Consider the following 26375-nt stretch of genomic DNA (forward strand, 5'->3'; position numbering starts at 1 on the left):
TTCAATTACACCTCGTTTTTTCTGTTAAACTTCCATTCTCTTAAAAGGATGCTTGAGCTGTCTGTTGAATTTCTAAGCTTAATATACAAGTCTTGTACACCTTTTGCACCCGTAACTTTTGTTGTTAGTTCCACCCATTGAAGAGATCCGGTCGCGGGCGGAACAAGGATTTCTCCAATTAACGGGCCGTCTGCACGATCAAGTCGAAGTTCCAACGTGCCTTCGGTTCCTTGATTCGCAATCGTGGCTGTGAAGGTTGTGGGTCCTTCACTTTCAAAGTCGACCTTGGCTATAGCTATCCAGCTGTCATTTTGCAGCTTAGCGGACATCGTATTCGAATCCGATGCAGACAACTCACCAGAGTCAACATATTGCTCTGTTGATACTCCGCTACTCCATCCAATCGTGGAACCGCTTACCCGCCCATAGGGATCGAAGCATTTGATTTGATCTACGCCCTGATAATCTGCATGCACCTTCTTGATCTTACCAGTAGCCTCATCATGCTCGACTCGATTCAGATGTGTTGAACGGTAACCTTCGGGAATATTCATAGCTTGGCATAATGTCTGGGCATGATAGGCGATGTACCATTGATCCGCTAGTTGAAATATAGCATGGTGGTTGTTGCCGCCAATATCAAAAAAGTGTCCAGGATTCTGGAGTAGCGTTCCCTGATATGTCCATGGTCCCATTGGCTGAACACTGGTCATATATGCAATTTCACCGGGTGGTGGGCTGCCCTCTGGCCGATCACCTTCGACAAAATTGGAACAATACGTATAGTAGTAACTATTATTATATTTATGTATCCCTGAACTTTCAAACATATAAGGTGCCTGAATAACCTTCGCCTTGCCAACAACGCTGATCATATCATCTCCCAATCGCATAACTCTTGCTGTATCCGGTCTTTCTGCTTTCCCCTGTGGAATACCACCACCGAAGTATATGTAGGCCTGATGATCATCATCTACAATGACAGCCGGATCGAATAGCCAGGTTACTTCCTCCACTCCCGGAGTCTCTCTTGTAATAAGTGCTTTGCCTATAGGGTCTATCCATGGACCTACAGGTGTTGGTGCAGACAATACACCAATTCCACTGGCATTGTTAGCGAAATAAAGAAAGAAACAGTCCTTGCCATCCACGTTTCGATGAGCAGCTGCCGGGGCCCAGGATTGCGAAGCCCATGTTGCTGCGCCTTGAGGTCCAGCAACTCTGATCTCCCCATGATCGGTCCAGTTGATTAAATCATCCGAAGAAATGACCGTAATTCGGTTGATTGAACTGTAACTGTTTTTCTGAGGAAGACCGTCCTGATCATATTCCAGCTTATCACTAGTCATATATAAGTAAACTCGATTGTTAAATACCAAAGCATAGGGGTCGGCTCCAAATTTGTGGGCCACCAGAGGATTACCGTTGGGACGAAGTTTTCCAATATCCCCTGCAATACGCTTCAGATTGGCAGCTTGGTCTTGCTTTTGCTCACCAGCATGTGGTGTTGATTGATGATTCATCGAAAGAATCCCCCTATAATCGTTTTTAGTTGTGTCTTTTTACGCGAAAGCGTTTGCAATACAAAAGGTATCATGATAGGATGATTACATTTTAAGGTAAGCTGAGTACAATTTCATTGCGTTAACCGCTCTATTTATTGCGTGAAATGACGGGAGGTACTTCATGAGTGGATCCTCTGAGTGTTTTTATGATCCCATCCAGCCTGAGCTCTTATATCTACACAGCGTAACGACGTATAAGCTGGAAACGATCTATCATCGCCATAATGCATACGAGATCTACCTGTTTCTTCGTGGTAACGTTCACTTTTATGTAGAAAATCGATGTTACCATGTACAGCCTGGCGATCTGCTTGTGATGTCACCCGAGGAGATGCACCGAGCCTTTATTCTGGATGAATCTGAGTATGAGCGAATTACAATCAATCTCAAAAAAACATATCTGTTTCAGCTTTCCACACCATCAACCAATCTATTGTCATGTTTTGATCATCGCCCCAAAGGAACAGGCAACATCGTACATCTAGACGACGATAACTTGAAGCAGATGCTGCAATGTACAAACGAACTGGAAGGATTACTTGCTTCCGATGCTTATGGCACCGATATCAAAATAAATGCAGCCGTAGCCCAATTGTTGGTCATGATTAACGTCTGGTTTCATAACAATTCCTTTGTTCCCAATGACATTATGCCTGAACTGGTTCGTGAAACCATGGATTATATTGAAACACATCTGAATCAAGATATTACGCTTCGCAAACTTGCCGAAGTGTTCTACATGAACAGTACTTATATCAGCCGCCAGTTCAAAAAGCATACTGGATTGACCATCCGTTCCTACATTTTGGGTCGTCGTATTGAACGGGCCAAATTCCACCTGTCTGAAGGAATGAGTATTACGGATGCATGCTTTCAATCGGGCTTTAGTGACTATGCCAATTTTATTCGCAGTTTTACCAAAATGGTTGGCATCTCCCCCGGTAGATATATCAAACAAAGACGTGATGCAATTGAAGCACTGCCAAAATAATGGTGAGCTCATTCAATGTAAACTAAAAAAACATCAAGCCATCCTGCAGGCTCGATGTTCTTTAAGTTCTTGATATACTACTTCGGATCTGCAAACAATGCATTACTGTGATTATACGCCAGTTAATTGATCTCTTTACCCGTCCACAATCGAACGCGATCTTTAATCCACTCCGTATATTGCTGTTCCATGGCTACTGCACCTGCATTATCAAGTTCGGTAATCATATTGTCGTATATGCCTTCAAAGGCACTCGGAGAGGATGTAATCGCTTCGGCGATCCGTTTCTGAATAATATCCTGCGTTTTCTGATACACAACGTTATAATCCCCGCTATCCGAAGGAATCGGCATATTGTAAGCCGCGCCCCACTCTTTCACCGGAAACTCCTCTTCGGAAGGGAACAAATCCTTCCATGTGGTGATGCCATAACCTTTCAAAGCTTCTTTTTCCTCATCAGAATAACTTTGCTGAATCTGTTCAGGATAATTCGTTGTATAGTAGTTATCCGTTGAATCTTTAACGCCATCCCCGTAGTGAGCACCAAAAATGTAATACAAGCCTACTCCGGTTTCTTTGGTGAATGTGTTATTGTCTTTGTTTTTACGTTCCTGTACATCGGCCGGGATGGTGCGAACACCGTCTTCCACATTATATTGCTCGCCTTCAACGCCCCAGTTTCTCAATACTTGCCCTTCTTCAGAAGACATCCAATCCAAAAATTTGATGGCACGGACAGGATCTTCACAATCGACTGTTATGCCAATGCCATAACCATCAAAGCCGATATTCTGGAAATCTTTACGCTGAAAACGGTCATCTAACGTTACCGGATAGAATCCGTAGGTCATATCGTCTTTTCCTGCGCTTTTCAAAGCATTTTCCGCATCACTGAATCCCCAGCTTGGATCAAGCAAGGATAACACGCGACCACTGGCGATTTTGGACTTATACTGGTCATCCTTCTGAACAAAACTGTCCTTGTCCAGCAAGCCTTCATTGTACACCTTGTTCAACCACCGGAAATATTCCTTCTCCTCGGGACGTTTGTAATGCAGAACGGCTTCGTAAGTGTCAGGATTGATGAAATACTCACCATCTCCAGGTCCTCCAGTAGACATGACAGCGGGATCAGTAACCGTGATCATTCGCCGCCATCCATCTGCACTAAGCGTCAGCGGAATTGTGGGTTGGCCATCATCTGTGGTCGGATGTTTCTCGTAATATTCACGTAGCACATTTTCGAAATCGTTTAAGGTTTTGATCTCAGGATACCCGAGTTCCTTGACTACACGATGTTGAATAGCAGTACCATTCGTCGCATCAAAGCTGACCTGATCGATCGCACCATTCGTTGGAATCCAATAGATTGAAGGATCGTCATTGCTGTATTTCAACCGATTGAAGTGCTCACCGTAGATCTTTTTCAAGTTGGGGGCATGTTCTTCGATCAGATCTGTCAAATCAATCATTGCCCCGGCATCAACGAGTCTGGTCAAGTTCCCTTTGGGGAATATCAAATCCGGATAATCGCCGCTGGCAGCCATCAGGGAAATGCGGTCGTTTCCGCCTCCGCTCGAAATATCGAATTCTGCATCAATACTTACACCGGTTTCTTCCGTAATTTTCTTCCCTACCGCATCCTGCATTTTGTTCCAGTTGGGACTTGCATCTGCGCCGAAGAAGGTAAATGTGATTGGGCTGTTGGGGTCACTCGTATTTGATTCGGAATTCTCCCCAGCGTTTCCGCAACCGGCGGAAACTAACACAACACTTGTTACGAGACATGCTCCTAGCACTTTTGATACGGCTCTCATTATTTTTCTGCCCCCTAAATGATGTTAGTCGTAATAACCAATCCAGACATTACGATGGTTCACTTTGAGATAGTATACGCTTACATATTCAACCGTTAGTAAACGACTACAACCCTGCCTACCCTATTCCATGTTTAAAGTATAAGGAAGTCTAATAACCCCAACCTTGATTATTAAGCCATGAAAATAGCATGATCTAGACATGAGTCTCAGTAAAAATGTAAAGACCAAAAAAGCGATGGTTGCCCATCGCCTCATAAAGCCAAACCTGCTTTTCAATAATATAATTCCAACGTAAATCCTTGGATTTCTGCTTCAACTTCCCGCAACAATTCCATGACTTGATCAGCGTAATCTCCAAGAATTTCTTTACTTTTCTCGAACCCAATCCATTGAACAGTAATCGGCATGCTTACAGCCCCAGTCAAGACATCCCATAGAGCGTCCAAATTGCCTCCATAGCTCTCGTCTAACTCAAGCTGGTTCTGCAAAATTTGATGAAGCTCTTCCTTGCTGTGAAAGTCGTTTCCGTTAATCTGAATGATGCTCATATCATTTCCTCCGTTTATTTTAACTGTTCAAATGACTTGTAATGATCTGTCGTCTGGTAGATTAGACCGTCATTCGAGTATAGAATTCGGTCGCTTCCGCGCCGTCCTCCTGAGTAATTTATATCGGCTTCGTACCAGATCCGGCCTTTTTTGTTGGGGAGTAATCCTTCCCGGTTCCTGAACACGTCGCCGCCGATGCTTTTGCCTGGAGCAACTTCTCGCAGGTTACCTTCGCTTGGTTCCCATCCCAGATCTCTGGCCTCTTTCTTGGTAATGTAATTTGGTGGGAGTTCATTGTGTTCCGAGATATAATTGGCAACCTCATCAAATCCCATATCCTCCGAAACTTGAGGTGATCCGAGATCACGCAAAGACTCTGACGTACAACCTGAGAACAATAATGCAGCGAGGATGATCACTAACGTGTAAGCAAATTTTCTGAAAAACATAATCTTTTCTCCTTTTGATGTTCTTGCTCTTGCTGTCTTCCGTTTTGGCGCTATTTCGATGACAATGCTTCTAATGTTAACGATTTGTGGTAATTAAAGCAATTCTGTAAGCCTATTATGGAGTTGAAATTCAATCAATTAAAGCTGTTGCCTTGCTCCATTGAAGCATTATTTTTATTCTACAACAAAAAAAGCCGCTAAAATAGCGACTTTAATCGTACCACGATCATTACCATTCAACACATTCATTTAATAGTTTAATTTAATGTATCCATCCAGTTCTCTAGGGCTACAACAACCTCTTCCAACTGCTTATCTTCCGTAATGGCAGGTTGATTATCTCCTTTTTGCATGCCGTATGAGCCAAATTGACCGTGATTTCCACCCTCAATACTCACATATGTCGTGTCTTCCGGAAGATTTGCTTTGGAGTTCTCCCAGTCTTCCCAGTTAAGCACTCCGTCATCCGAGCCTGTAATCTGTAAGATAGACAAGTCCGTATTCTTTACGCTCCCTCCTTCATCTGCATAAGAAGCCAAGAAAAAGACGCCTTCCAACTTCTCATTGTGCTCCGTAGCATACCGTGATGCAAATGACCCTCCCAAAGAATGGCCACCAATAACGAACGCTTCGTCAGGATGTTCCTCGATAAAGGAATCAGCCTTGTTCTGACCGAAAATCGCCAAGTTTATTGGCATGTTCGCGATATATACGCGGTGACCCTGTTCTGCCATTTCTCTGGCAAGTGGAGAATAACTTTCAGGTTCAACCAGACCACCTGGATAAAAAATAATATTCGGTTTGATTATCTCTGTACCCACGGGTTCAAATCGGTAACCGTCCTTAATCTTGGTGACATTAACCTGAGCATTACTTGTCATCGCCGTTTCGGCTCGCTCCGAGGGACTATACGTAACCGAATTGAGATATACGAATACTCCGGCCACGAGGATAACGATGGACAAGATTGTCCACATGATTATTTTTTTCCAATTGTTAGTACGTTGTGCTGTTTTCAACCTTATAACCACCTTAATATGAGGATAATGATATGCCTTTTTTAACTCTTCATAATTATACTTACCGGTAAGTATAATTACAAGATGATTTTGCTTACTATCGTTATTTGTCATAAAATATTCATGGAGGGAAGTCCAATGACAGAAAAATCACCCAAACGATTGCCTGGAAGACCCAAACATGGCAACGATGATATCTCAATTCAGCAAACCATTATTCAAACCGCTTCACAGTTATTCATGGAGTATGGCTACGAAACAGTCACGCTTCAGCAAATTGGCAAAACATGTAGCGTGTCAAAACCAACCATTTATTATCATTTCACCAGCAAACCCGAGCTTTTTAAGGTTGCCTTTACAACGATGTTACAGAATGTGAGCCGGTTAACCTCGCATATCCTTGATCAAGCCGAGAATCTGGAGTCGGGGCTTGTGCGTCTGGCAGAGGCCAGACTGGGCAATCCACATGCGGAGATTGAAACCATGCTCAGAGAAGCTGAGCCTTTTCTTGAACCAGCTCAAATTCAGGATATACGCAACGCGGAGCATCAGATTCATGAAGTGTTAGCCTCCCATTTCCAACGGGCAATGGATGAAAACAGACTGCGAACGGACGATCCATTTTTCCTCGCAGAGACTTTCTCGACATTGATGTTAATGGGTAATCGGGAAGATAACCTGCATAAATATGGTTCCAATCTTTCATTGGGCCAAAAGCTAGTAGATATTTTCATTCGCGGAGCGCAGTAAAAATTCAGGGCAACAAGGAGAGCTGACATGAATATGCCTAGAGGAACCTATGGGTTTCGATTTGCGGAAGACAAGGAGCTCCAACTGTGTGTACTGTATGCGGCTGGGTGTGATTCAATAACCGATCCTTCTTATCATTGGGATGGACTCGAACGTTCGGACGGGCCTCTCCTGTTATTCCAATATACAATCTCGGGTGAAGGTGTATTTGAGTCGAATAATCGCATTCATCATGTTACCGCAGGACAAGCTTTTTTGGCAGAAATTCCAGGGCCACATCGCTATTACTACCATTCAGCATCAAAAGAACCTTGGGAGTTTCTGTTCCTGCTGTTCAGGCCCACTCTTATTCTGCCCCATTGGCGAAAATTTCTTTGTGAAGCAGGAGAAGTTCCCTATCTTCCCGCTGATTGTACACCCATCCGACTATTGCGGATGATCGTGACTGATGCGGCGGCAGGCAGAATCACTGATCCTCTGATCGCATCATCCAGCGTATATCAGTTCATGACAGAATTGACTCGATTACAGAAAACAACATTGCGCAACAGGGAGAATTGGTCTGAAAACATTCAAATAGCCGTTGAATACATAGAAAACAACTACTCCAAGATGATCAGTATCGATCACCTTGCGGAGCATGTTTCCCTTTCCAAATATCATTTTATACGTCGCTTTTGCTCCAGTACGGGCTTGACGCCTGGTGCGTATCTAACCCGTGTACGTACCGAGAAAGCAATGGAACTGCTGCGCGGAACTTCTCTTAGCATTGAAGTCATCGCCGAGCAAGTCGGGTATTCCAGCGGAAGTTATTTTATCAAAGCCTTTCGCAGCATAACAGGCGTTACGCCAGGTGAATTTCGTAGTGGCGGAGAAAGCCTTGTGTACCGTAAATTGTTCTTCGACTAACCGCAATATTTTGCCATTCGACACTCAACATTACTGTAGATATTAATAAAATCCTTTATTATGATGAATTGAGCGAGAGCAATAATTAATTCATAAAGGAGCATTCCCATGAATCATACACTTGCAGCATCAACTCCACCGCTTGGCTGGAACAGCTGGGATTGTTACGGCGCAGCCGTTACGGAAGACGAAATTCGTGGCAACGCCGAGTACATGGCAGAACATCTTAAAGACTTCGGCTGGAGCTATATTACGGTCGACATTCAATGGTACGAGCCTTTGGCCAATTCTTCGCAATATCGTCCGTTCGTTCCACTCATCATGGATGAATATTCGCGGCTTATGCCTGCCGAGAATCGGTTTCCCTCCGCTGCAGGTGGACAGGGATTCAAGCCATTAGCCGACTACGTTCATAGTCTTGGGCTGCAATTCGGCATTCACATCATGCGTGGTATTCCACGTCAAGCTGCACATGCGGCTACTCCGATTCTGGGAACAACCGCCACTGCGCGCGATATTGCTCATCCGAACTCCATCTGTCCGTGGAATACAGATATGTATGGTGTTGATAGCTCAAAAGAAGGCGCACAAGCCTACTACGATTCGCTGTTTGAACTGTATGCACAATGGGGCGTTGACTTGGTGAAAGTAGACGATATTGCTGCTTCCAGGCTCTACGACACCCATCAGCCTGAGATCGAAATGATATCCAAAGCGATTGAGCGCTCCGGTCGGCCCATGGTACTAAGTCTCTCTCCTGGCCCTGCTCCGGTGGAATACTCAGAATTCTTCGCTGATCATGCCAACATGTGGCGTGTCACGGACGATTTCTGGGACCTTTGGCCGCTGTTATTGGATATGTTCGACCGCTGCCGGACGTGGCAAGGCGTTCCCAAAGCAGGCTGCTGGCCAGACTGTGATATGTTACCTTTGGGTCATATCGGTATCCGATCTGTAGACGGTGGTGGAGCAGATCGCTGGACTCGGTTCACACCTGACGAGCAGTTGACGATGATGTCACTGTGGAGCATCTTCCGTTCCCCGCTCATCTTTGGTGGTGAACTGCGAGATAACGATGACTGGACACTATCCCTGCTAACTAATCGTGAGGTTCTGCGGATGCATCGCGAGAGTTACCGAGCCAGAGAATCCTTACGCAAAGAAGATCTTATTGTGTGGACTGCCCAGCATACGGATGGCTCCTCTTACGTCGCTGTGTTCAACACCGGCGAGAATGCTCTACCTGTGGATCTGTCCATTGATGAGGTCGGACTGTCCGGCATTACCGAAGGTACCGAATTGTGGAGCCAAGAAGCGGCTCAATTAACAGAGAATTCCTTAGTTACTACTGTACCTGCGCACGGTGTGCGTCTCTATCGGTTTTCCTAAGCTTGCAAAAGAAAAAGAGAGGTCTGTCGTTCATTAGACAGACCTCTCTCTCATTTCATCAGTATGTATCCATGGCTTGAACGGCCAGATGAAATGCTTTAATCCTTCTTTCTAGAAGAGTCTTTTGCGGGCTACCTTCTTTGGAATTGGCATACGTGCTCTCTAGAGATGGGAACAATCCCATCAAGACAAGGCGGGCTTCTGCGATATCTTCCTCCGTGTAGGGATGAGATTTCTGATTCCATATCTTTTCCAACAGTGCTAGGCCGATGTATAAAGCTTGGAGACGTTTCTGTAACAATGTTGTGTTTTTCCTTTTCTGAGTCATATTCACTAAGGCATTTTCCGATTTGCGGATGGTTGATTGAAAGGCTTTAATGGATTGCAGTTGATCTTCTTGTGACACGTTTTCCATAGAGTACTGACCTCTCTTTTCGCTTAGTCCAATCGTTTCTTCTATTAAGTAATTCACCTCTTAAATATAACAAAAAAAGCCGCTTAAAATAGCGACTTTCAATGTGTTCATTCTTGATTCAGTTCTAGAGTACCTTCTCCAAAAAGCTGATCGTCCGTTCATTCTTCGGATTTCCAAATATCTCTTCAGGAGTGCCCTGCTCGACAATATAACCACCGTCCATGAAGATCACACGATCAGCTACTTCACGGGCAAAACCCATCTCATGGGTAACGATCATCATCGTCATGCCTTCGCTCGCGAGGTCTTTCATAACACCAAGCACTTCTCCTACCATCTCAGGGTCCAGCGCTGAAGTCGGTTCATCAAATAACATAACATCCGGATTCATAGCAAGCGCACGAGCGATAGCTACACGTTGCTTTTGTCCACCTGACAGTTGTGTTGGGAAGCTCTCTGCTTTATCAGACAGACCCACACGCTCAAGTAATTTGAGTGCTGTATCACGCGCCTGCTGTGCATTTAATATCCCGAGTTCTCTGGGCGCAAACATGATGTTTTTAAGCACACTAAAATGAGGGAACAAGTTAAAATGTTGAAATACCATGCCAATATTTTCGCGAGCTTTGTTCAGATTGGTTTTAGGGTCATTCAAATCCTGATCATCCACGATAACCCGGCCTGCCGTAATCACATCTAATTGGTTGATGCAGCGCAAGAAGGTACTTTTTCCCGAACCGGAAGGCCCGATGACACAGACAACTTCTCCTTCGTTGACCGCCACATCAATTCCCTTGAGGACCTGATTCGAGCCGAAACTTTTCTTCAAACCTTCAACTTTTATTTTAGCCACGACGAACCTTCACCTCCAGATAATCAGCAATTTTGGTCAATGTGATGATGACAATCAGGTACATAACCGCAACCGTTAACCAAATGTCAAAAGAGGAGAACGTTCTTGCAATAACAATTTTACCCGATTGTGTCAACTCTACGAGACCAATAACGGACAAGATTGACGTATCCTTCAACGTGATAACCATCTGGTTAATGAAGGAAGGAATCATAACCCGCACTGCCTGCGGAATGACAATCTTTATCATCGCTTTGCGATAAGGAAGTCCCAATGAACGAGCTGCCTCCATCTGACCACGATCAATCGATTGAATCCCGCCTCGGATAATCTCGGTTACGTACGCCCCTGCATTCAGACTAAGTGTCAGAATAGCCGCCAGGAACAATGGCATTGTGAAGCCCATCGCCTGTGGAATCCCGAAATAAATAAAGAATGCCAGGACAATCAGTGGAATGCCGCGGAAGATATCTACAAATACAGTGGCAACACCACGAAGGAATTTGTTCTGTCCCACCTTCATGAATCCGAAAATCAGACCGATGATAAACGCGAAGAACAGGGATACAATCGTGTATAAAAGTGTGTTTCCCAGACCTTTAAAAAGTGCAGGAAGAGATTTCTGAATTAGCTCCCAGCGACCTTGATTAGCAACAGTCGGAGCGTTCTCACCCAGATATGTTTCGGTAATGCGTTTATACTCACCGTTAGCTTTGATGTTCGCAAGACCTGTATTAAACATCTCCAGAAGCTCCTGGTTTTTCCCCTTGCTTACTGCAAAACCATAAGGAGCGCCATCTTCTTTGTCGGTAACAATTTTCAAACCATTGTTCTGATTAACTCCATAGGCCAGTACAGGATAATCTTCAAAACAGGCTACGGAATTACCGGTTTTTACATCTTCATACATTTGGTATGACTCATCAAACGGAACGATCGTAAATCCATACTCTGAAGCGATGGACTCTGCAAAACTAAACCCTTCTGTTCCGGTTTTCACGGCTACCTTCTGTCCACGAAGGTCTTCATAACTCTTAATTGTGTCATTGTTGGCACTAACACCCATAACGACACCTGATTCAAAATAAGTATCCGAAAAATCAAATTTCGCTTTTCGCTCATCCGTAATACTCATCCCTGCGATCACACCATCGACTTGATTCGCCTCAAGTGCCTGTACAGCTGCGTTAAATCCCAGGGATTTGATTTGATACTTGAAATTTTGATCTTTGGCGATGGCATCCAGCAAATCCATGTCGATACCAACAAAATCACCATTCTCATCTTCATATTCGAATGGAGCAAATGTGACATCAGTTCCGATAACATAGGTTTTACCGGAATCGGACGCTGCGGCAGCGTTCCCTACCCATCCTGATAGACCGCTCACCAGGAGCAGCATCAGTGAAAGTATAAAAAATGAGATCTTCGTTGTTTTCATGTGTCCTCCCCGTCTCGGTATTGTCCGAATAATCATTATTTTCTTTGGAATCGGTATTACGGTTATGCTTTTTGTCGATCTTCTGCCCATTTGATTGTTATTATTTACTGTATATTAACAATCAATGCTTTGCCTTTCCACTTGCAACATTTTCCTCCATCATTTTTTTCCAACCAGTAAAAGTCCTTTTAATACTTACCCTTTAGGTAAGCTTCGCGAAACCCAATATTACATTGTGAATCTGAAAAAAGGTACATTTACTTTAAAACGTATTATTTAAAATTTAAAACTCAAAAAAAGCCGCGATTTCCGCGACTTTTTATTGTACAGTTTTTTATAATCTATTAATTTGCTCTGGTTGTCAATACAATCTCGAACTTCGAACCAGCTTCACCCGCGAATACAATAGTTCCGTTCTCAGGCAACACAATTTCGTTTTGTCCACTGACCACTGTATGATTAATGCCTATGCCAGCTTGGTTATATACAGCAAATGCGCTGTTTGCAGACATCTTGACCGTCATTTCTTTACCTGCAGCTGATGCAGGAATCGAATACCATGTGGCATGACCATTCGCCTGAATCGTTGTCTTTGATTGTTTTCCCGCATAGATCGGTTTGATGATGTCTTGAGCAACATAAACGTTGCCTCCAGCTGTAACATATTCCACGCCATTTTCCTCATAGAAATTAAACTCCATCGTGTCACGGCCCGCTAATCCAGGAATTTGCAATTGGTTCACAGCTTGGTTAGCTCCAACGATTTTATTCGTGTAGACATAACCCGGCAGCTCATTAAAAGTATGAATGGGAATCATCGGCATCGCTGCGTTGTACAGTGTTGATGTGTATTTTTCATTGACCAACATGTAGGCTTTGCCTTCCCGTTTCTGCCATGCGGCCTTTACTTCTTCCGACAATTCATTGGTTTCAAGCTTTTCTGCCTTATATTCAGAGGAAGCAACTTGCCCAAGCCCAGGAACAGACTGATACGAGCGAGACCACAAATATGTGTGCCCGTTGACTTCCTGAACGAACTTCAGCTTTTCCGTAGCCGCATCATTAACAAATGAGCCATCAGCGGTGTACGTATAGGTCTGATCAGAACTGTTAGGAGACGACAGATTAGATAGCGTTAATTGCCCATCATCTTTTACGTCCAGCTTCATTAACATGTTTGCCCCACCAGCGTACATGCCTGTATGCTGTGAAAGTTCTGTTGGCATAGTTGTTTTCACAGGTGCATCATGTGACTTCTCCGGCTTACGATCTGGAATGATATTCTTCTCCTCAAGCGCGCCAAGCAACAGCTCAGTTGCCAGCAATTGATCCGTTGAGCTATGACCACCCGAAGAGGTTACGGCAGCAGCCATATTATATTCCGGTAACACAATCAAGGAGGAATGATAGGTTATTGTATTGCCACCTTTGCTTACTGCCTGGATGCCGTAATCATTAAAAGGAAACAGGTTCACGCTGTCCCAGCCCAGGCCGTAACCAATAGAAGAATCGCCTTCTTCCGGCCACATGCCTCTCTTGTATTCTTCTTGCTCCATGGCCTCTACGGATTCCTCCGAAAGAACACCTTCAACCTCACCTGTAAAGATTTTCGAGAACTGAACCAGATCTTCAGCGGTGGAATAGATGCCTCCCGAGGCAATCATATTTGTAGTCTCTAATGGAAGTTTCTCCTCATCCGAAGGGGCATATGTTGCTGCCATCTTGCTAAGCTCTACAATATCCTGCGGTGTTTTGGTATGCTCCATACCAAGAGGCTCGGTTATGTACCGGTGCATGAAAGTTGTGAAGTCCATGCCACTGACCCGCTCAACCAAAATTTCAGCTAATGTAAAACCGTCATTACTATACACCGAGTATGCGCCAGGATCGGCCTTCAGATGTTGCGTCGCCAATTGTTCCAGTAACGTATCATGTGCATAGGTATCATTATCTCCAAACAGTATTGCACTGTTACTTGACGTTCCTAGAAGCCCGGATGAATGATTCAGTAACATGCGTGGTGTAATCTGTTGGTAACGCTTGTCTTTCATTTTAAAGTCCGGAATATACTTCACGACAGGCTCATCAAGATCGATCTTGCCCTGGTCCACTAGCTTCATTACGGCGGTTGTGAGCATCATTTTGCTGGTTGAACCAATGCCATACATAGTATCTGAAGAAAGCGGGATGTTGTTTATCAGGTCGCTTTTTCCTGCCTGACCGGAGATCACAATCTCACCCTCATCCATCAGTGCGTACTGCACACTTGTCGTAGCGTATGATTCAGTGAGTACCTTGGCCTTTGCACTTACTGCCTTTTTAGTTAGATCATACGTAGAGCTACTACCGTTACTGGTAGCGGGTGTGGCCATGGCCGACATTGGGGACATCATTGCAAACACCAAAGTTATGGCGGCGATAGACGTTCGTTTCTTTCGTGTCAATCTCATCTTCTCCTGTCTAGTCTATGGATTAGGAATCTCTGTGTTCGTACTCCCGTAGTGTAACCGAAGAAGATGAACTGTCTGTGGCTTGAATATGAATCGAGTATGAACCAAGCAGGACCAACCCAAATAGGTTGGACACACGGTAAAATCGCTTTAGTCCATCTTTGTTTTGTTTGCAAATTAAACTTTTGCTATAATGGTATATCAATCAATGGAGTGCCAATAACATGGCTAAGTACATAAATAAATGCAGTCCATAATTCAGCATGAGTAATGGAGTTGAAGCAATGCTAAAAGTTAATCGGAATGACCAACGCCCGATCTGGCAGCAACTTTTGGATCAAGCGATTCATAATATCACAACCGGGAAATGGCAACCAGGAGAATTGCTACTCCCCTCACGCGAACTTGCTCAATTAATTGGTGTTTCACGCTCAACCATACAGATTGTGTACGAGGAATTATTCAGTCGAGGGTATACGATAACCTCCCGACGAGCCGGGACAAGAGTTAGTGATTGGACATATGCACCTCGTTCATCAGAAGACGTCACGATGCAAGGGCCTATTCCGCCCGAATTGCCTACACTAAACGAATCGATTGGTCATCTGCATAGTTGGTTTGGCAATAGAGACAATCGCAAAATAGAAATTGATTTTAATCCCCACGAGCCTTATCTGGATGAAAGTTTCACAAAAGCCTGGAGGCAATCCTTTTTACAAGCTTCCGCTGAACCTAATTTGGATATATGGGCTTATGGCGATGCCAGAGGGTTACTGGCGTTAAGAGAGCAGATTCAACGTTATTTATCACTTGAACGAGGCATTCATATCGATGTTGATCAAATCTTGTTAACCTCAGGTGCACAACATAGCATTGATTTAATTGCCCAGGCTCTCTTAAGTGAGGGAGACAGAGTTTCGGTTGAAGATCCCGGCTTCCCTGCCGCTTGGATGGCGATGAAATACCGCCGGATGCAAGTCGATCCCGTTCCGGTTGATGAGTATGGATTATGTGTAGATCATATTCACCCACAGACGAAACTCGTATTTGTCACACCTTCTCATCAATGCGCCGTTGGTGTTATTATGTCGGAGCCACGCAGGCAACAATTGATGCACTTGGCAACTCATCATCGATATTGGATTGTTGAGGATGACTACGATAGCGAATTTAGGTACCGTGGAGATCCACTTCCAACTATATTTAGTCAGCAACCTCAGAATACGCTTTATATGATGAGTTTTTCCAAAATGGTTGCACCTGGCATTCGACTATCCGCTATCATCGGCCCCAAAATAGCCATCGATCGCCTTACCCAAGTTCATGAATTAACCTATCGTCATCTGCCGATTATGGAACAATTAACGCTAACTCATTTTATTGAGCGTGGTCATTTTATGCGCCATATGCGAAGAGTTCGGAACATATATCGACGCAGACACGAAGTCATGACCAAAGCCATTGTTGCTTCTGGGCTAGGCTCACGATTTACATTAAGTGGTGTGGAAACGGGATTACATATGCTTCTAGAATCTGAAACGTCATTTGACGAAGAAGCGCTGACAAATGCTGCCCTTGATCAAGGTGTACGCGTGTATCCGCTTAGTAGATATTGCTTGGAGAGTCATCGAAAAGGATGGATATTAGGTTTTGCGAAAGTGGATGAGGAGCAGATTGAGGAAGGCATACATCGGCTTGCAAAGATTGTATTATGATGGAGAACATGCTCTCCAATCGGATTCGAAAGGATGTTTTTTGTAATGAAAATTTTAGTGTTAGGAGCCACCGGACGGGTTGGAAGTCATTTCGTCTCTAATGCCCTACGTTCCAATCATCATGTAACTGCACTGGTTAGAAGCCCGGAAAAGGTACAAATCAACGATGACAATTTCGTTCTACATCAAGGAAACGCTTTAGTCAAAGAGGATATTCATCACGCCATACAGGGTGTGGATCTCGTTGTTAGTTCCTTAAGTACCGATGGAACAACTACATTATCGCAATCCATGGGACATATTGCTGAGGCTATGGCTCAGGAGCGTATCAAAAGAATCATTACCATTGGTACAGCAGGAATATTGGAAAGTCGAACGGATCCTGGCTTGCTTCGTTTTCAATCCCCTGAGTCCAAACGTAAGTCCACGCGAGCAGCTGAAGAGCATCTGGAGATGTACAACATTCTGAAGGCTTCAGAGTTAGAATGGACCATCGTGTGTCCTACCTACTTATTTGATGGAGAATCTCTTGGTAAGTACCGGGTTGAGCGCGACTATTTGCCTGACGGTGGAACTTCTATATCTGTAATCGATACTGCGGAGTTTGCTTATCAGCAATTAATGTCTGATGAGTATGTACAGTCTCGTGTAGGTATAGCCTACTAGGGCTGTCTTAAGTTTCAATATAAACAAGCACATTACGAGCCTGCAATTGTTATCCATTAGGAACAATTGCAGGCTCTATTTGTGTCTGCTGTTGAGCTATTTAAGTCCTTCATATAGAGGAAATTGCGAAGTGATTTCACGGACACTACCTAATATTTGATTTTTCACATCCGAGTTCTTTGGATTTTTAAAAGCAAGCCCTATCAGCTGAGCAATTTCTTTCATTTCCCTGGCTCCAAGCCCTCTTGAAGTCATAGCCGGAGTTCCAAAACGAATACCGCTTGTAACCAAAGGACTTGCCGTATCGTGAGGAATTGCATTTTTATTCGCCGTAATCCCTACTTCATCCAGTAAAGCTTCGGCTTCTTTGCCTGTAAGGCCCATAGTCCGTAAGTCAACCAACACGATATGATTATCTGTTCCTCCCGATACAAGGGTAAGTCCTTCATTCATTAAAGTTTCTGCCAATACGTTGGCGTTATTCAGAACACCTTCAATATATGTTGTGAACTCGGTTTGCAATGCCTCGCCTAATGCCACCGCTTTCCCCGCGATAACGTGCATGAATGGCCCGCCCTGAGTCCCCGGGAATACAGCTTTGTCTATCGCCTTTGCCCAGGACTCCCGGCACAAAATGGCTCCCCCTCGTGGTCCTCGTAAGGTCTTGTGTGTGGTGGTTGAAACAAAATGGGCATGTGGTACCGGGTTAGGATGCAAACCTGCCGCAACAATTCCTGCTATATGCGCCATATCTACAAAGAAAAGAGCTCCCACTTCGGCGGCAATCTGGGCAAATAATTCAAACTCAATGGTCCGCGGGTATGCACTTCCACCTGCAACAATCATGCGTGGACGATACTTATAAGCAAGTTTACGTACTTCGTCAAAGTCAATGCGGCCCGTCTGTGCATCGACACCATATGAAACAAAATTGTAAAACCTACCTGAAAAATTAACAGTACTTCCGTGTGTTAGATGACCACCCTGGGATAGATTCATGCCAAGTATTGTGTCCCCAATCTCAACCGAGGCAAAATATACTGCCATGTTGGCCTGAGAACCGGAGTGAGGCTGCACATTCGCATGTTCAGCGCCAAAAAGTGCTTTAAGGCGGCTATTTGCTATCTCTTCGACTGTATCGACATGCTCACACCCGCCATAATATCTTCTGCCCGGATACCCCTCCGCATATTTATTGGTCAATACCGAACCTGTTGCTTCCATCACAGCTTGACTTACAAAATTCTCTGATGCAATCAGTTCTATCTTATCCCGCTGCCTTCCAAGCTCTTGCTGGACAGCCATTCCTATTACTTTATCTTGCTTCTCCAAATGTTTCATGAACATCTTCCTCTCCATATTACGGTAATTTATTCGTTCCAAGTTGTTTTTTGGGAAATTTACTATTCATCAGTAGATGTGCCATCATTCCTGCAAACAGTCCCCAAAATGCACCACCCACACCAAGCAAAGTCACATTCGCTGCTGTCGCCAAAAACGTAATCAATGCAGTTTCACGTCCCTTAGGGTCCGTTAATGCATTGGCAAGACTGCCACCGATCGTTCCAAGTAAGGCTAATCCCGCTAATGTTGCAATAAAGGTAGCAGGAAGAATCAAAAACAGAGCAGCCAATGTTACGCCAAAAATGCCGACAAAAATATAAAAAACACCACAAGCAATACCTGCAATATAACGTTTGGTTGAATCCTCATGTGCATCCTTTCCTGTACAAATCGCTGCTGTAATAGCTGCCACATTAAAAGCATGTGATCCGAATGGGGCTGCAAGAAGCGAACCCAAACCTGTTACAGCTAAAATAGGATTGGCACTTGTCTTGAATCCATCATTACGCAGAACAAGCATTCCGGGCATATACTGCCCCGTCAAGGTAATAATGAACAGCGGTAGCGCAACGCCAAGTAAAGCATTTAACGAAAATGCTGGAACAACAAATACAGGCGATGCTACAGCCAATTGGATCGTACTGAAGTCTGCTTTCCCCATGCATATCAAATAAATCAAACCGATTGCCAATATGCCAACAATGGCGTAACGGGAAGTAAACCTTCTTAGCACGATATAGCCTGCAAACAGTACAATCACAAGCAAAGGATCTACCTTCGCCCCTCCAAAGGCCGAAATACCAAACTGTAGTAAAATACCGGCTAACAATCCGGAAGCGATGCCTGGGGGAATAAGTCGAACGAAACGTTCAAACATGCCTGACAAACCTAAAATAATAAATCCGACTGCCGAAATCATGTAAGCGCCAATAGCTTCTGGATAAGGAGTTACCGCTAATGCTGAAACGAGAAACGCCACACCTGGTGTAGACCAGGCTGTAATAATCGGTTCCTTATATCGATAACTGAGCCAAATCCCCGTTACGCCTACCCCAATCGAGATGGACCAAATCCAGGAAGCGGTCATTTCCGGGCTTAAACCAGCCACTTTTGCAGCTTGAAAAACAAGGATAAACGTACCCCCGTAATTAACAATTACGGATATTAAAGCGGCGATCACCGGAGATATCAAATCACGGCCGCGTAACGACGGGGATGCTGTCTTCATATTTAACACTACCTCTCACTTAATCATCGATGCGTGTGTTTTCATTCCAGTAATACTCGTCCGGTAAATAGCGTTGACCAAATACACTTGTCCCTACACGTATCATTGTAGCTCCTTCTTCAATGGCGACTTGGAAGTCACCAGACATACCCATCGATAAAATATCCATTTCTACGCGTGGAATATTTTTCTCTTTAATCTGTGTACGGATCTGGTTTAACAATCGAAAACAATGTCGTGTTTCTTCGTTTGTCGCATTCAGTTTTCCAATGGTCATTAAACCTTTCACGTTTAATGTCTCGAATTGACACAACTGTTCTACAAGCTCAACGGCTGTTTCTGGAGAGGCACCAAATTTACTTTCTTCGTAGGACGTATTAATTTGCACAAGAATGTCTAAGGTCTTATTCTCTTTGAGAAGCTGGTTATGTAACGCTTGACCCAGTTTCAGACGATCTACGGAATGGATGAGAGTAACATATTTAACTACGTCCTTTACTTTATTTGTTTGCAGATGTCCGATAAAATGCCATTCCACCTGCTTGCTTTGTTCCATGAGTGGGAATTTGTCTCGGAGTTCTTGAGCTTTGTTTTCTCCAAACAGGACCTCACCTGCTTGAATAGCTATTTGTAATTTCTCTAGCGGTACCGTTTTGGTCGCGAGCAACAACTTGATGTCCTCTATGTTGCGACCTGAAGCCTGGCAGGCCAATCCCATTTGCTGTCTTACAGCTTGAAGATTTTCTTCTACTAGATGTTTCATGTCAGCCACCTTCTTTCTATTCCGAACAGGAATGAATCAATGAGATTAGCTCCTCCTTATGTATTGTGAAGACTGTGTGGAACGTCATGCTAGTATAGCAACGCATGGATTGGATATACATATCCAAAAATGCTATTTTGGAACAGTCCAAAACGACAAAGTAGACATTAATTCAATTGGTGTTCCTTTAATACGCTTTTAAAAGTCAATAATCTGATTGATGTGATGCCCGCACGCTTCTTCCAAAATGAAAAAAGCCGCTAAATTAGCGGCTTGGTTTAGTTCTATGTTCATGTCCAAGAAGATACATGTTTTATGATGATTTACTCGTTCACATTTTCCTTGGTTACCAGCTTCAATTCAGCGGGAATCGATGACTCCACCTGCTTGCCACTGAGCACATCCAGAGCTGCTTGCAGCGCCAGTTGCCCAATCAGTATAGGCTGCTGAGCGACTGTTGCTGTCAATTTACCATCCTGAATGGATTTGATTGCATCATCATTGCCGTCGAATCCGATGACCGGAATGTCTTTACCTGAGCTTTGAATCGCTTCAATCGCACCAAGTGCCATCTCATCGTTATGGGCAAATACTGCCTGTACGTCAGGATTACCTTGTAGCAAGTTCTCCATGACATTTAATCCTTTGGACCGATCGAAATCAGCAGATTGTTTGGAAACCACATCAAGTTGCTTGTCGGCCACTTCATGGAAACCTTTACCCCGTTCTCTTGTTGCGGAAGCGCCAGGTACACCCTCAAGTTCAATGACTTTTGCTCCCTCACCCAGTTGTTCCACAAAATATTCAGCTGCCATGCGTCCACCTTTAACGTTATCAGATGCCACTAGTGCCGCCACTTCGCCTTTATCTGCGGAGCGATCCAGCGTGATCACAGGAATGCCCACACTATTAGCGGATTGAACCGCTGTGGAGATCGCTGCAGAGTCCGCAGGGTTAATTAGCAGTGCACTAACGCCTTGCTGAATGAGATCATCAACATCATTGGTTTGTTTTGCCGAATCGTTCTGCGCATCCACCACGATGACCTGTATTCCCTGTTTTTTGGCTTCAGCCATTACCCCGTCCTTCAGTGATACAAAGAATGGATTGTTTAGTGTAGATATCGACAAACCTATTTTCTTCTGTCCATTACTTTTGTTTGGGTTAGGTTTCGCCCATTCCGGTGGCTCCAGAGAGCACCCGGCCAGAACGATGATCATCAGCATACTTATGAGTGTTACAGTCCACTTTTTCATATTCGCTTCTCTCCTTATGCTGTTTTCTTGCGGTCCAGCAGGACGGCAATGGCAATGACGATACCTTTTACAACCATTTGATAAAATGAGTTTACTTCAAGCAAGTTCAATCCATTATTCAACACGCCGATAATCAGAACACCGATCAGTGTACCAACGATGCGTCCGCGTCCTCCAGCAAGGCTTGTACCACCCAATACAACTGCTGCGATTGCATCCAGCTCGTAGGATGTACCTGCCGTTGGTTGCGCTGAATTCAAACGCGATGTCAGAATTGCACCTGCCAGAGCAGCGAGCATACCTGTCAGGGAGTAGATCATAATTTTCACGCGATTAACTTTGATACCCGAGATAATGGAAGCTTTCTCATTACCGCCGATGGCGTACGTTTTACGACCAAAAGCCGTTTTATGCAAAACAATCCACAGAATCATGAAGGTAATCAGCATCGTGATTGCAGGTACCGGAATGCCCAGCAGGTAACCGCGGCCAAACAGTTGGAACAACAGGTTATCCCCGAGCCCTGTAATTGGATTACCATTGGTGTACACCAATGTCAGTCCTCTGAATATCGTCATGGTTGCCAATGTAGCGATAAACGGAGCCATTTTACCTTTGGTAATCATTAGTCCGTTCACCATACCCATGACACCACCGAGTGCTACACCAATAATGATGGACAAGATCGGATCGAGACCAGACAACATCATATTTGCTACAAAAGCACTGGATAAAGCCAGGATTGAGCCGACCGACAGATCAATTCCACCCGTCAGGATAACAAACGTCATACCAAAGGCAATTAGCGCATTAATCGAGACTTGACGCAATAAATTCAAGATATTGAGCGGTTCCAAGAAACTTGGATTCAACACCGATACGATGAGAATAAGAATGATTAAGCCAAGCAGCGGTCCCAATTTTTGTATCACGTTTGAGAAACGGAATCCGCTTTTAGCCGTTTTGTTTTCCTGCATTGTTGTCATATCACTGTCCCCCTGTGGCCAATGTCATAATGTGTTCTTGTGTTGCTACTTCCCTTGCAACCTCGCCACTGATGTGTCCCTCATGCACAACCGCGATCCGGTCGCTCATGCCAAGCACTTCAGGCAGCTCCGACGATACCATGATGATTGCAACGCCGCGGTCAGTCAGTTCATTCATCAATTCATAGATTTCGCGCTTCGCCCCGACATCCACTCCGCGGGTAGGTTCATCCAGGATAAGTACGCTTGGTCCGATACCAACCCATTTCGCGATAACCACCTTCTGCTGGTTACCCCCGGATAGATTCCTTGCCGCCGTCTCGGAGGATTGCGTTTTGATCTGTAGACGTTTGATCAGTGTATCTACGAAGTCTTGTTCTTTTGAAGTTGAGATGAAACCTTTGCTCGAGAAACTGAACAGATTTGGCAACGCCATATTCTCGCGAATAGAGAAGTCTAATACCAGCCCTTCATCCTTGCGGTCTTCTGTAATAAACCCGATTCCATGTTTCACTGCATCTGCCGGTTTACGAATGTTCGCTTTTTTGCCGCGGATGAAGATTTCACCGCTATCCAACGTATCCAAACCAAAGATGGTTCTCATGATCTCTGTTCGTCCAGAACCCATGAGTCCTGAAAAACCGAGTATTTCCCCCGCTCTCACGGTGAAGTTAATATTCTCGAATAGACCTTTGCTACTTGCATTCCTTACTTCGAGGACAACTTCACCATAAGAAGGATTCCGGACAGGATAACGCTCGGTAAGTTCACGACCTACCATTTTCCGCACCACTTCATCAAAGCTTGTCTGCGGAATAGCTTGTGTGTCTACCGTTCTTCCGTCACGCATGATGGTAATCCGGTCACAGATCGTGAATATCTCCTCCATTCGGTGAGAAATATAGACGATGGATACGCCTTCCTTCTTCAGCGAGCTGATTACACCAAACAGCTTCTGGATCTCACGCTCCGTAAGTGCTGCTGTTGGCTCATCCATAATGATGACCTTGGCATCTGTCATTAGCGCTTTGGCAATCTCGATCATCTGTTGCTGCCCGACAGAGCACTCTCCCGCAGGACGTTCCAGTGGTATGTCTACGGAAAGCTTGGCGAACTGTTCTTTGGCAAGCGCTTTCATTTGTCTTGTGTTGAGCAATCCGAATGATGATGTCATTTCCTTACCAATAAAGAGATTATCCAGCACCGTCATTTCAGGCCATACGTTCAGCTCCTGATGTATGAATGTGATCCCCAGTTTCTCGGCTTCCTTTGGACTTGCAAAATAGTTTTCTTCTCCGTCTATGGTGATGGTTCCCTGATCACGCTGATGAAGACCAATCAGGATGTTCATCAGTGTGGATTTGCCGGCTCCATTCTCCCCCATCAGGGCATGAACTTCACCATCTTTTAGTTCAAAATCCACTCCGCTCAGCACCTGATTCGTTCCAAACGCTTTATGAATGTCTTGCATCTGAATGTGCATTACGCAACCTCCTTTTAACCGAAATGGACTCCCGATTGTAAAATGCAATTGGCATAAGGTGTGGCTTCACCTGTGCGGATGACCACTTTCACCTGCCGTGTTAATGCTTTGAATTGTTCGTGGCTGACGGAAGCATCGATTGCTTCTACCCCAAATTTCTCTGTGATGAATTGCATCGCTACGGGATTGCCTTCGCAAATCTCTTCAGCCACAATGACTTTCTCAATGACCATATCTTCAGCGATCGCTTCCACCACTTCGCGAAAACTTGGTGTTCCCAGTTTGAGGGCCAGATCAATTTTGAGTACCCCGTCCGGTACCGGCAGACCTGCATCCGCAATCGCAATCATGTCCGTATGGCCCAGATCAGACAAAATCTTGGAAATGTGACTATTCAACATGCCATTTCTTTTCATTACAAGCTCTCCTCTACTTCATCACGCGTCGGCATGCCGCCCTGCGCTCCGAACTTGGTGACGGACAACGATGCAGCCCGATTGGCGAAGCGTATACTCTCTTGTAACGCTTTTCCTTCAGCCAAAGCAACTGCAAATGCGGCGTTGAACGTATCCCCTGCCCCCGTAGTATCAACAGCCTCAACTTTATAAGTTGGGACTAGAATTTCGTCAGTGCCATCAAAGTACCGTACACCTTTACTGCCCTCCGTGATGAACAATTTGTTAGGATACTGACGTAATGCCTGTGCCGGACTCATGCCCTGAAACAAAATCTCAGCTTCATGCTCGTTCGGTGTGATATATGCAGCGTTGTCGATCACTTCTTGCGGCAATGTTCTCGCCGGAGCGGGATTAAGCAGCAGCGGTGTTCCGAATTCTGCACACAATGCACTCACATGCACAACCGTTTCCTCCGGAATTTCCTGCTGAATTAATACGATATCTGCGTTTCGAATTACTTCAGCTGCCTCATCGACATATGCAGGAGTGACTTCCCGATTCGCCGCTTCAACCACTACGATACTATTATCACCTTCTGCCAGAATGATATGAGCCGTACCACTTTCTAAATGTGTAACCGGTTTCACATTTTGCGTATTTACAGCATTTGCTCTAAAGTTCTCTACAATATCTTTGCCAAAAGCATCGTCGCCTACCCGGCCGATCATCGCAACCTCGGCACCCAGTCGTGCAGCGGCAACAGCCTGATTGGCTCCTTTGCCACCAGGAACCGTTTTGAAGCTATCGCCAAGAACGGTTTCACCCGCCCCCGGCCGTCTTGACGAAGTAACAACCAGATCCATTGAACTGCTTCCAATTACACATATTTTAGCCATCTGATCTCACCTTTCTCGTAGTGCCCCGTTCGATGAAACTCACGGGCAACTGTATGTTTTTATTCTCTATTGCAGCTTGTTCCACAAGCTGGATAAGTAATCCCGCCGCTTCTCTTCCCATCTCGTATGCTGGCTGATGGATGGTGGACAATGCCGGCGATAACAGGCTGCTCATCGGAATATCATCGAAACCAATCACTTGTACGTCATCAGGAACCTTTCTTCCGATTCGTGATGCCTCATGCAGTACTGCCATGGCTGCGATGTCATTGCTGGCAATGACCCCATCTGTGTCCGCATACTTTCTGAATAATTCTTCAGCCCATACACCTGCCTCGTTAATTGAAAATGAGGTCGTCTGGATTACCCGGTAGTCTAACCCAGCATCACGGATGATTTCAATCGCCCCTTCAAAACGATCCTGAGCGGGTCTGATCTGTGACGGTCCCTGCATAACTGTGATCCGGCGACTGCCGCGTTTGATAATCTCCCTTGCAGCTAGTCTTCCACCTTCCCTGCCGTCCGCATACACGGATGGACGATCCAGTGAAGTTCTGTCCAGAAACACGACGGGAATCTTCAGTTTTTCATATATTGAAGAATGAGGATAGTTCGTTGAAGAGATCACACCAACCACGTTGTTCTGGATAAACGTCTGGATGTAATCCTGCTCCTTCTGTTCATCCTCATCACTATTTCCAAATATCAGTCTATAATCCTGCTCCTGCATCCTGTCCTCTACGCCGCGGGCCAACTGCGGGAAGTAAGGGTTCGTAATATCCGGCAACAACAGGCCAATCAGTTTGGACTTGCGTTTATATAATGAGCGGGCCACTTCATTTGGCGAAAAATTAAGCGCCTTCACAGCATCTTCCACTTTCTTGCGTGTGTCGGCATGAACATAACCTCTATCATTAATGACTCTGGATACGGTGGCAACAGATACGCCAGCCAGTTGAGCTACGTCTTTAATTGTTGTCATAAGTTGCTCTCCTCTATGTGTAACCGGTTACAGACATTAAATTATCATATTATTTTCAA

The 26375-nt window shown here is 44.8% G+C and carries 24 protein-coding genes; 6 read left to right on the forward strand and 18 right to left on the reverse strand.

Features of this window, described 5'->3' with window-relative positions; translation table 11 throughout:
• Positions 1-5: 5 nt before the first annotated feature.
• Positions 6-1523, reverse strand: a complete 1518-nt coding sequence (locus tag MKY28_RS11305; protein ID WP_340936000.1) for a glycoside hydrolase family 43 protein — start codon at positions 1521-1523, stop codon at positions 6-8.
• Positions 1524-1686: 163 nt separating this feature from the next.
• Here MKY28_RS11305 and MKY28_RS11310 point away from each other — a divergent pair, with 163 nt between their 5' ends.
• A complete protein-coding gene (locus tag MKY28_RS11310) occupies positions 1687-2556 on the forward strand; it encodes an AraC family transcriptional regulator (RefSeq protein WP_340936001.1) in 870 nt (289 codons plus the stop codon).
• A gap of 122 nt (positions 2557-2678) precedes the next feature.
• On the opposite strand, the gene MKY28_RS11315 is transcribed toward MKY28_RS11310, so the two are convergent.
• The 4 genes from MKY28_RS11315 to MKY28_RS11330 all read right to left on the reverse strand — a co-directional run bounded on the left by MKY28_RS11315 (position 2679) and on the right by MKY28_RS11330 (position 6392).
• Positions 2679-4373, reverse strand: a complete 1695-nt coding sequence (locus MKY28_RS11315) for an ABC transporter substrate-binding protein (protein ID WP_340936002.1) — start codon at positions 4371-4373, stop codon at positions 2679-2681.
• A gap of 275 nt (positions 4374-4648) precedes the next feature.
• Positions 4649-4924, reverse strand: a complete 276-nt coding sequence (locus MKY28_RS11320; RefSeq protein ID WP_340936003.1) for a barstar family protein — start codon at positions 4922-4924, stop codon at positions 4649-4651.
• Positions 4925-4938: 14 nt separating this feature from the next.
• Positions 4939-5373, reverse strand: coding sequence for a ribonuclease domain-containing protein (locus tag MKY28_RS11325; protein WP_101313754.1), 435 nt, complete (start codon positions 5371-5373; stop codon positions 4939-4941).
• Positions 5374-5630: 257 nt separating this feature from the next.
• The gene (locus MKY28_RS11330) at positions 5631-6392 is read right to left on the reverse strand and encodes an alpha/beta hydrolase (protein WP_340936004.1); all 762 of its coding nucleotides are present in this window, start codon (positions 6390-6392) and stop codon (positions 5631-5633) included.
• A 138-nt stretch (positions 6393-6530) separates the two neighbouring features.
• Between MKY28_RS11330 and MKY28_RS11335 the strand changes: the two genes are divergently transcribed.
• The 3 genes from MKY28_RS11335 (at position 6531) to MKY28_RS11345 (ending at position 9440) form a co-directional block, all read left to right on the forward strand.
• On the forward strand, positions 6531-7142 hold the full coding sequence (locus MKY28_RS11335; protein WP_036615941.1) for a TetR/AcrR family transcriptional regulator: 612 nt from the start codon (positions 6531-6533) through the stop codon (positions 7140-7142).
• A gap of 27 nt (positions 7143-7169) precedes the next feature.
• A complete protein-coding gene (locus tag MKY28_RS11340) occupies positions 7170-8051 on the forward strand; it encodes an AraC family transcriptional regulator (protein WP_076327605.1) in 882 nt (293 codons plus the stop codon).
• Between the two features lie 108 nt (positions 8052-8159).
• Complete coding sequence (locus tag MKY28_RS11345) at positions 8160-9440, forward strand: glycoside hydrolase family 27 protein (RefSeq protein ID WP_340936005.1); 1281 nt, start codon at positions 8160-8162, stop codon at positions 9438-9440.
• 58 nt (positions 9441-9498) lie between these two features.
• On the opposite strand, the gene MKY28_RS11350 is transcribed toward MKY28_RS11345, so the two are convergent.
• From MKY28_RS11350 to MKY28_RS11365, 4 genes are all read right to left on the reverse strand, one after another.
• Positions 9499-9855, reverse strand: a complete 357-nt coding sequence (locus MKY28_RS11350; protein ID WP_340936006.1) for a hypothetical protein — start codon at positions 9853-9855, stop codon at positions 9499-9501.
• A 124-nt stretch (positions 9856-9979) separates the two neighbouring features.
• Positions 9980-10708: an amino acid ABC transporter ATP-binding protein gene (locus MKY28_RS11355; RefSeq protein WP_036615952.1), complete on the reverse strand. Its 729-nt coding sequence runs from the start codon at positions 10706-10708 to the stop codon at positions 9980-9982.
• Positions 10701-12149 (reverse strand): amino acid ABC transporter substrate-binding protein/permease, encoded by a 1449-nt coding sequence (locus tag MKY28_RS11360; RefSeq protein ID WP_076327609.1) that lies wholly within the window; start codon positions 12147-12149, stop codon positions 10701-10703. Before MKY28_RS11360 ends, MKY28_RS11355 begins: the two co-directional genes overlap by 8 nt.
• 344 nt (positions 12150-12493) lie before the next feature.
• The gene (locus MKY28_RS11365; RefSeq protein WP_340936007.1) at positions 12494-14599 is read right to left on the reverse strand and encodes a serine hydrolase domain-containing protein; all 2106 of its coding nucleotides are present in this window, start codon (positions 14597-14599) and stop codon (positions 12494-12496) included.
• A 284-nt stretch (positions 14600-14883) separates the two neighbouring features.
• Between MKY28_RS11365 and pdxR the strand changes: the two genes are divergently transcribed.
• The gene (pdxR, locus tag MKY28_RS11370) at positions 14884-16314 is read left to right on the forward strand and encodes a MocR-like pyridoxine biosynthesis transcription factor PdxR (RefSeq protein ID WP_036615960.1); all 1431 of its coding nucleotides are present in this window, start codon (positions 14884-14886) and stop codon (positions 16312-16314) included.
• Between the two features lie 45 nt (positions 16315-16359).
• Positions 16360-16980 carry an NAD(P)-dependent oxidoreductase gene (locus tag MKY28_RS11375; protein ID WP_036615963.1) on the forward strand — a complete coding sequence of 207 codons (621 nt, stop codon included), beginning with the start codon at positions 16360-16362 and terminating at the stop codon, positions 16978-16980.
• Positions 16981-17076: 96 nt separating this feature from the next.
• Here MKY28_RS11375 and glyA read toward each other — a convergent pair whose 3' ends face one another.
• The 9 genes from glyA to MKY28_RS11420 form a co-directional block, all read right to left on the reverse strand.
• Positions 17077-18321: a serine hydroxymethyltransferase gene (glyA, locus tag MKY28_RS11380; protein WP_076327916.1), complete on the reverse strand. Its 1245-nt coding sequence runs from the start codon at positions 18319-18321 to the stop codon at positions 17077-17079.
• A 19-nt stretch (positions 18322-18340) separates the two neighbouring features.
• Entirely contained in the window at positions 18341-19552 is a 1212-nt protein-coding gene (locus tag MKY28_RS11385) for a benzoate/H(+) symporter BenE family transporter (RefSeq protein ID WP_340936008.1), read from the reverse strand.
• Between the two features lie 19 nt (positions 19553-19571).
• Positions 19572-20315, reverse strand: coding sequence for a YggS family pyridoxal phosphate-dependent enzyme (locus tag MKY28_RS11390; RefSeq protein ID WP_340936009.1), 744 nt, complete (start codon positions 20313-20315; stop codon positions 19572-19574).
• A 323-nt stretch (positions 20316-20638) separates the two neighbouring features.
• A complete protein-coding gene (gene rbsB, locus MKY28_RS11395) occupies positions 20639-21571 on the reverse strand; it encodes a ribose ABC transporter substrate-binding protein RbsB (RefSeq protein ID WP_036615972.1) in 933 nt (310 codons plus the stop codon).
• Between the two features lie 14 nt (positions 21572-21585).
• Positions 21586-22548 carry an ABC transporter permease subunit gene (locus tag MKY28_RS11400; RefSeq protein WP_370511443.1) on the reverse strand — a complete coding sequence of 321 codons (963 nt, stop codon included), beginning with the start codon at positions 22546-22548 and terminating at the stop codon, positions 21586-21588.
• A gap of 10 nt (positions 22549-22558) precedes the next feature.
• A complete protein-coding gene (locus tag MKY28_RS11405; protein ID WP_127548486.1) occupies positions 22559-24040 on the reverse strand; it encodes a sugar ABC transporter ATP-binding protein in 1482 nt (493 codons plus the stop codon).
• A gap of 14 nt (positions 24041-24054) precedes the next feature.
• Positions 24055-24456, reverse strand: coding sequence for a D-ribose pyranase (rbsD, locus tag MKY28_RS11410; protein WP_036615977.1), 402 nt, complete (start codon positions 24454-24456; stop codon positions 24055-24057).
• Positions 24456-25334, reverse strand: coding sequence for a ribokinase (gene rbsK / locus MKY28_RS11415; protein WP_101313742.1), 879 nt, complete (start codon positions 25332-25334; stop codon positions 24456-24458). Before rbsK ends, rbsD begins: the two co-directional genes overlap by 1 nt.
• On the reverse strand, positions 25327-26316 hold the full coding sequence (locus MKY28_RS11420) for a LacI family DNA-binding transcriptional regulator (RefSeq protein WP_340936010.1): 990 nt from the start codon (positions 26314-26316) through the stop codon (positions 25327-25329). Before MKY28_RS11420 ends, rbsK begins: the two co-directional genes overlap by 8 nt.
• Positions 26317-26375 lie beyond the last annotated feature (59 nt).

The organism is Paenibacillus sp. FSL R5-0473, from assembly GCF_038004565.1.
GTDB lineage: Bacteria > Bacillota > Bacilli > Paenibacillales > Paenibacillaceae > Paenibacillus > Paenibacillus amylolyticus.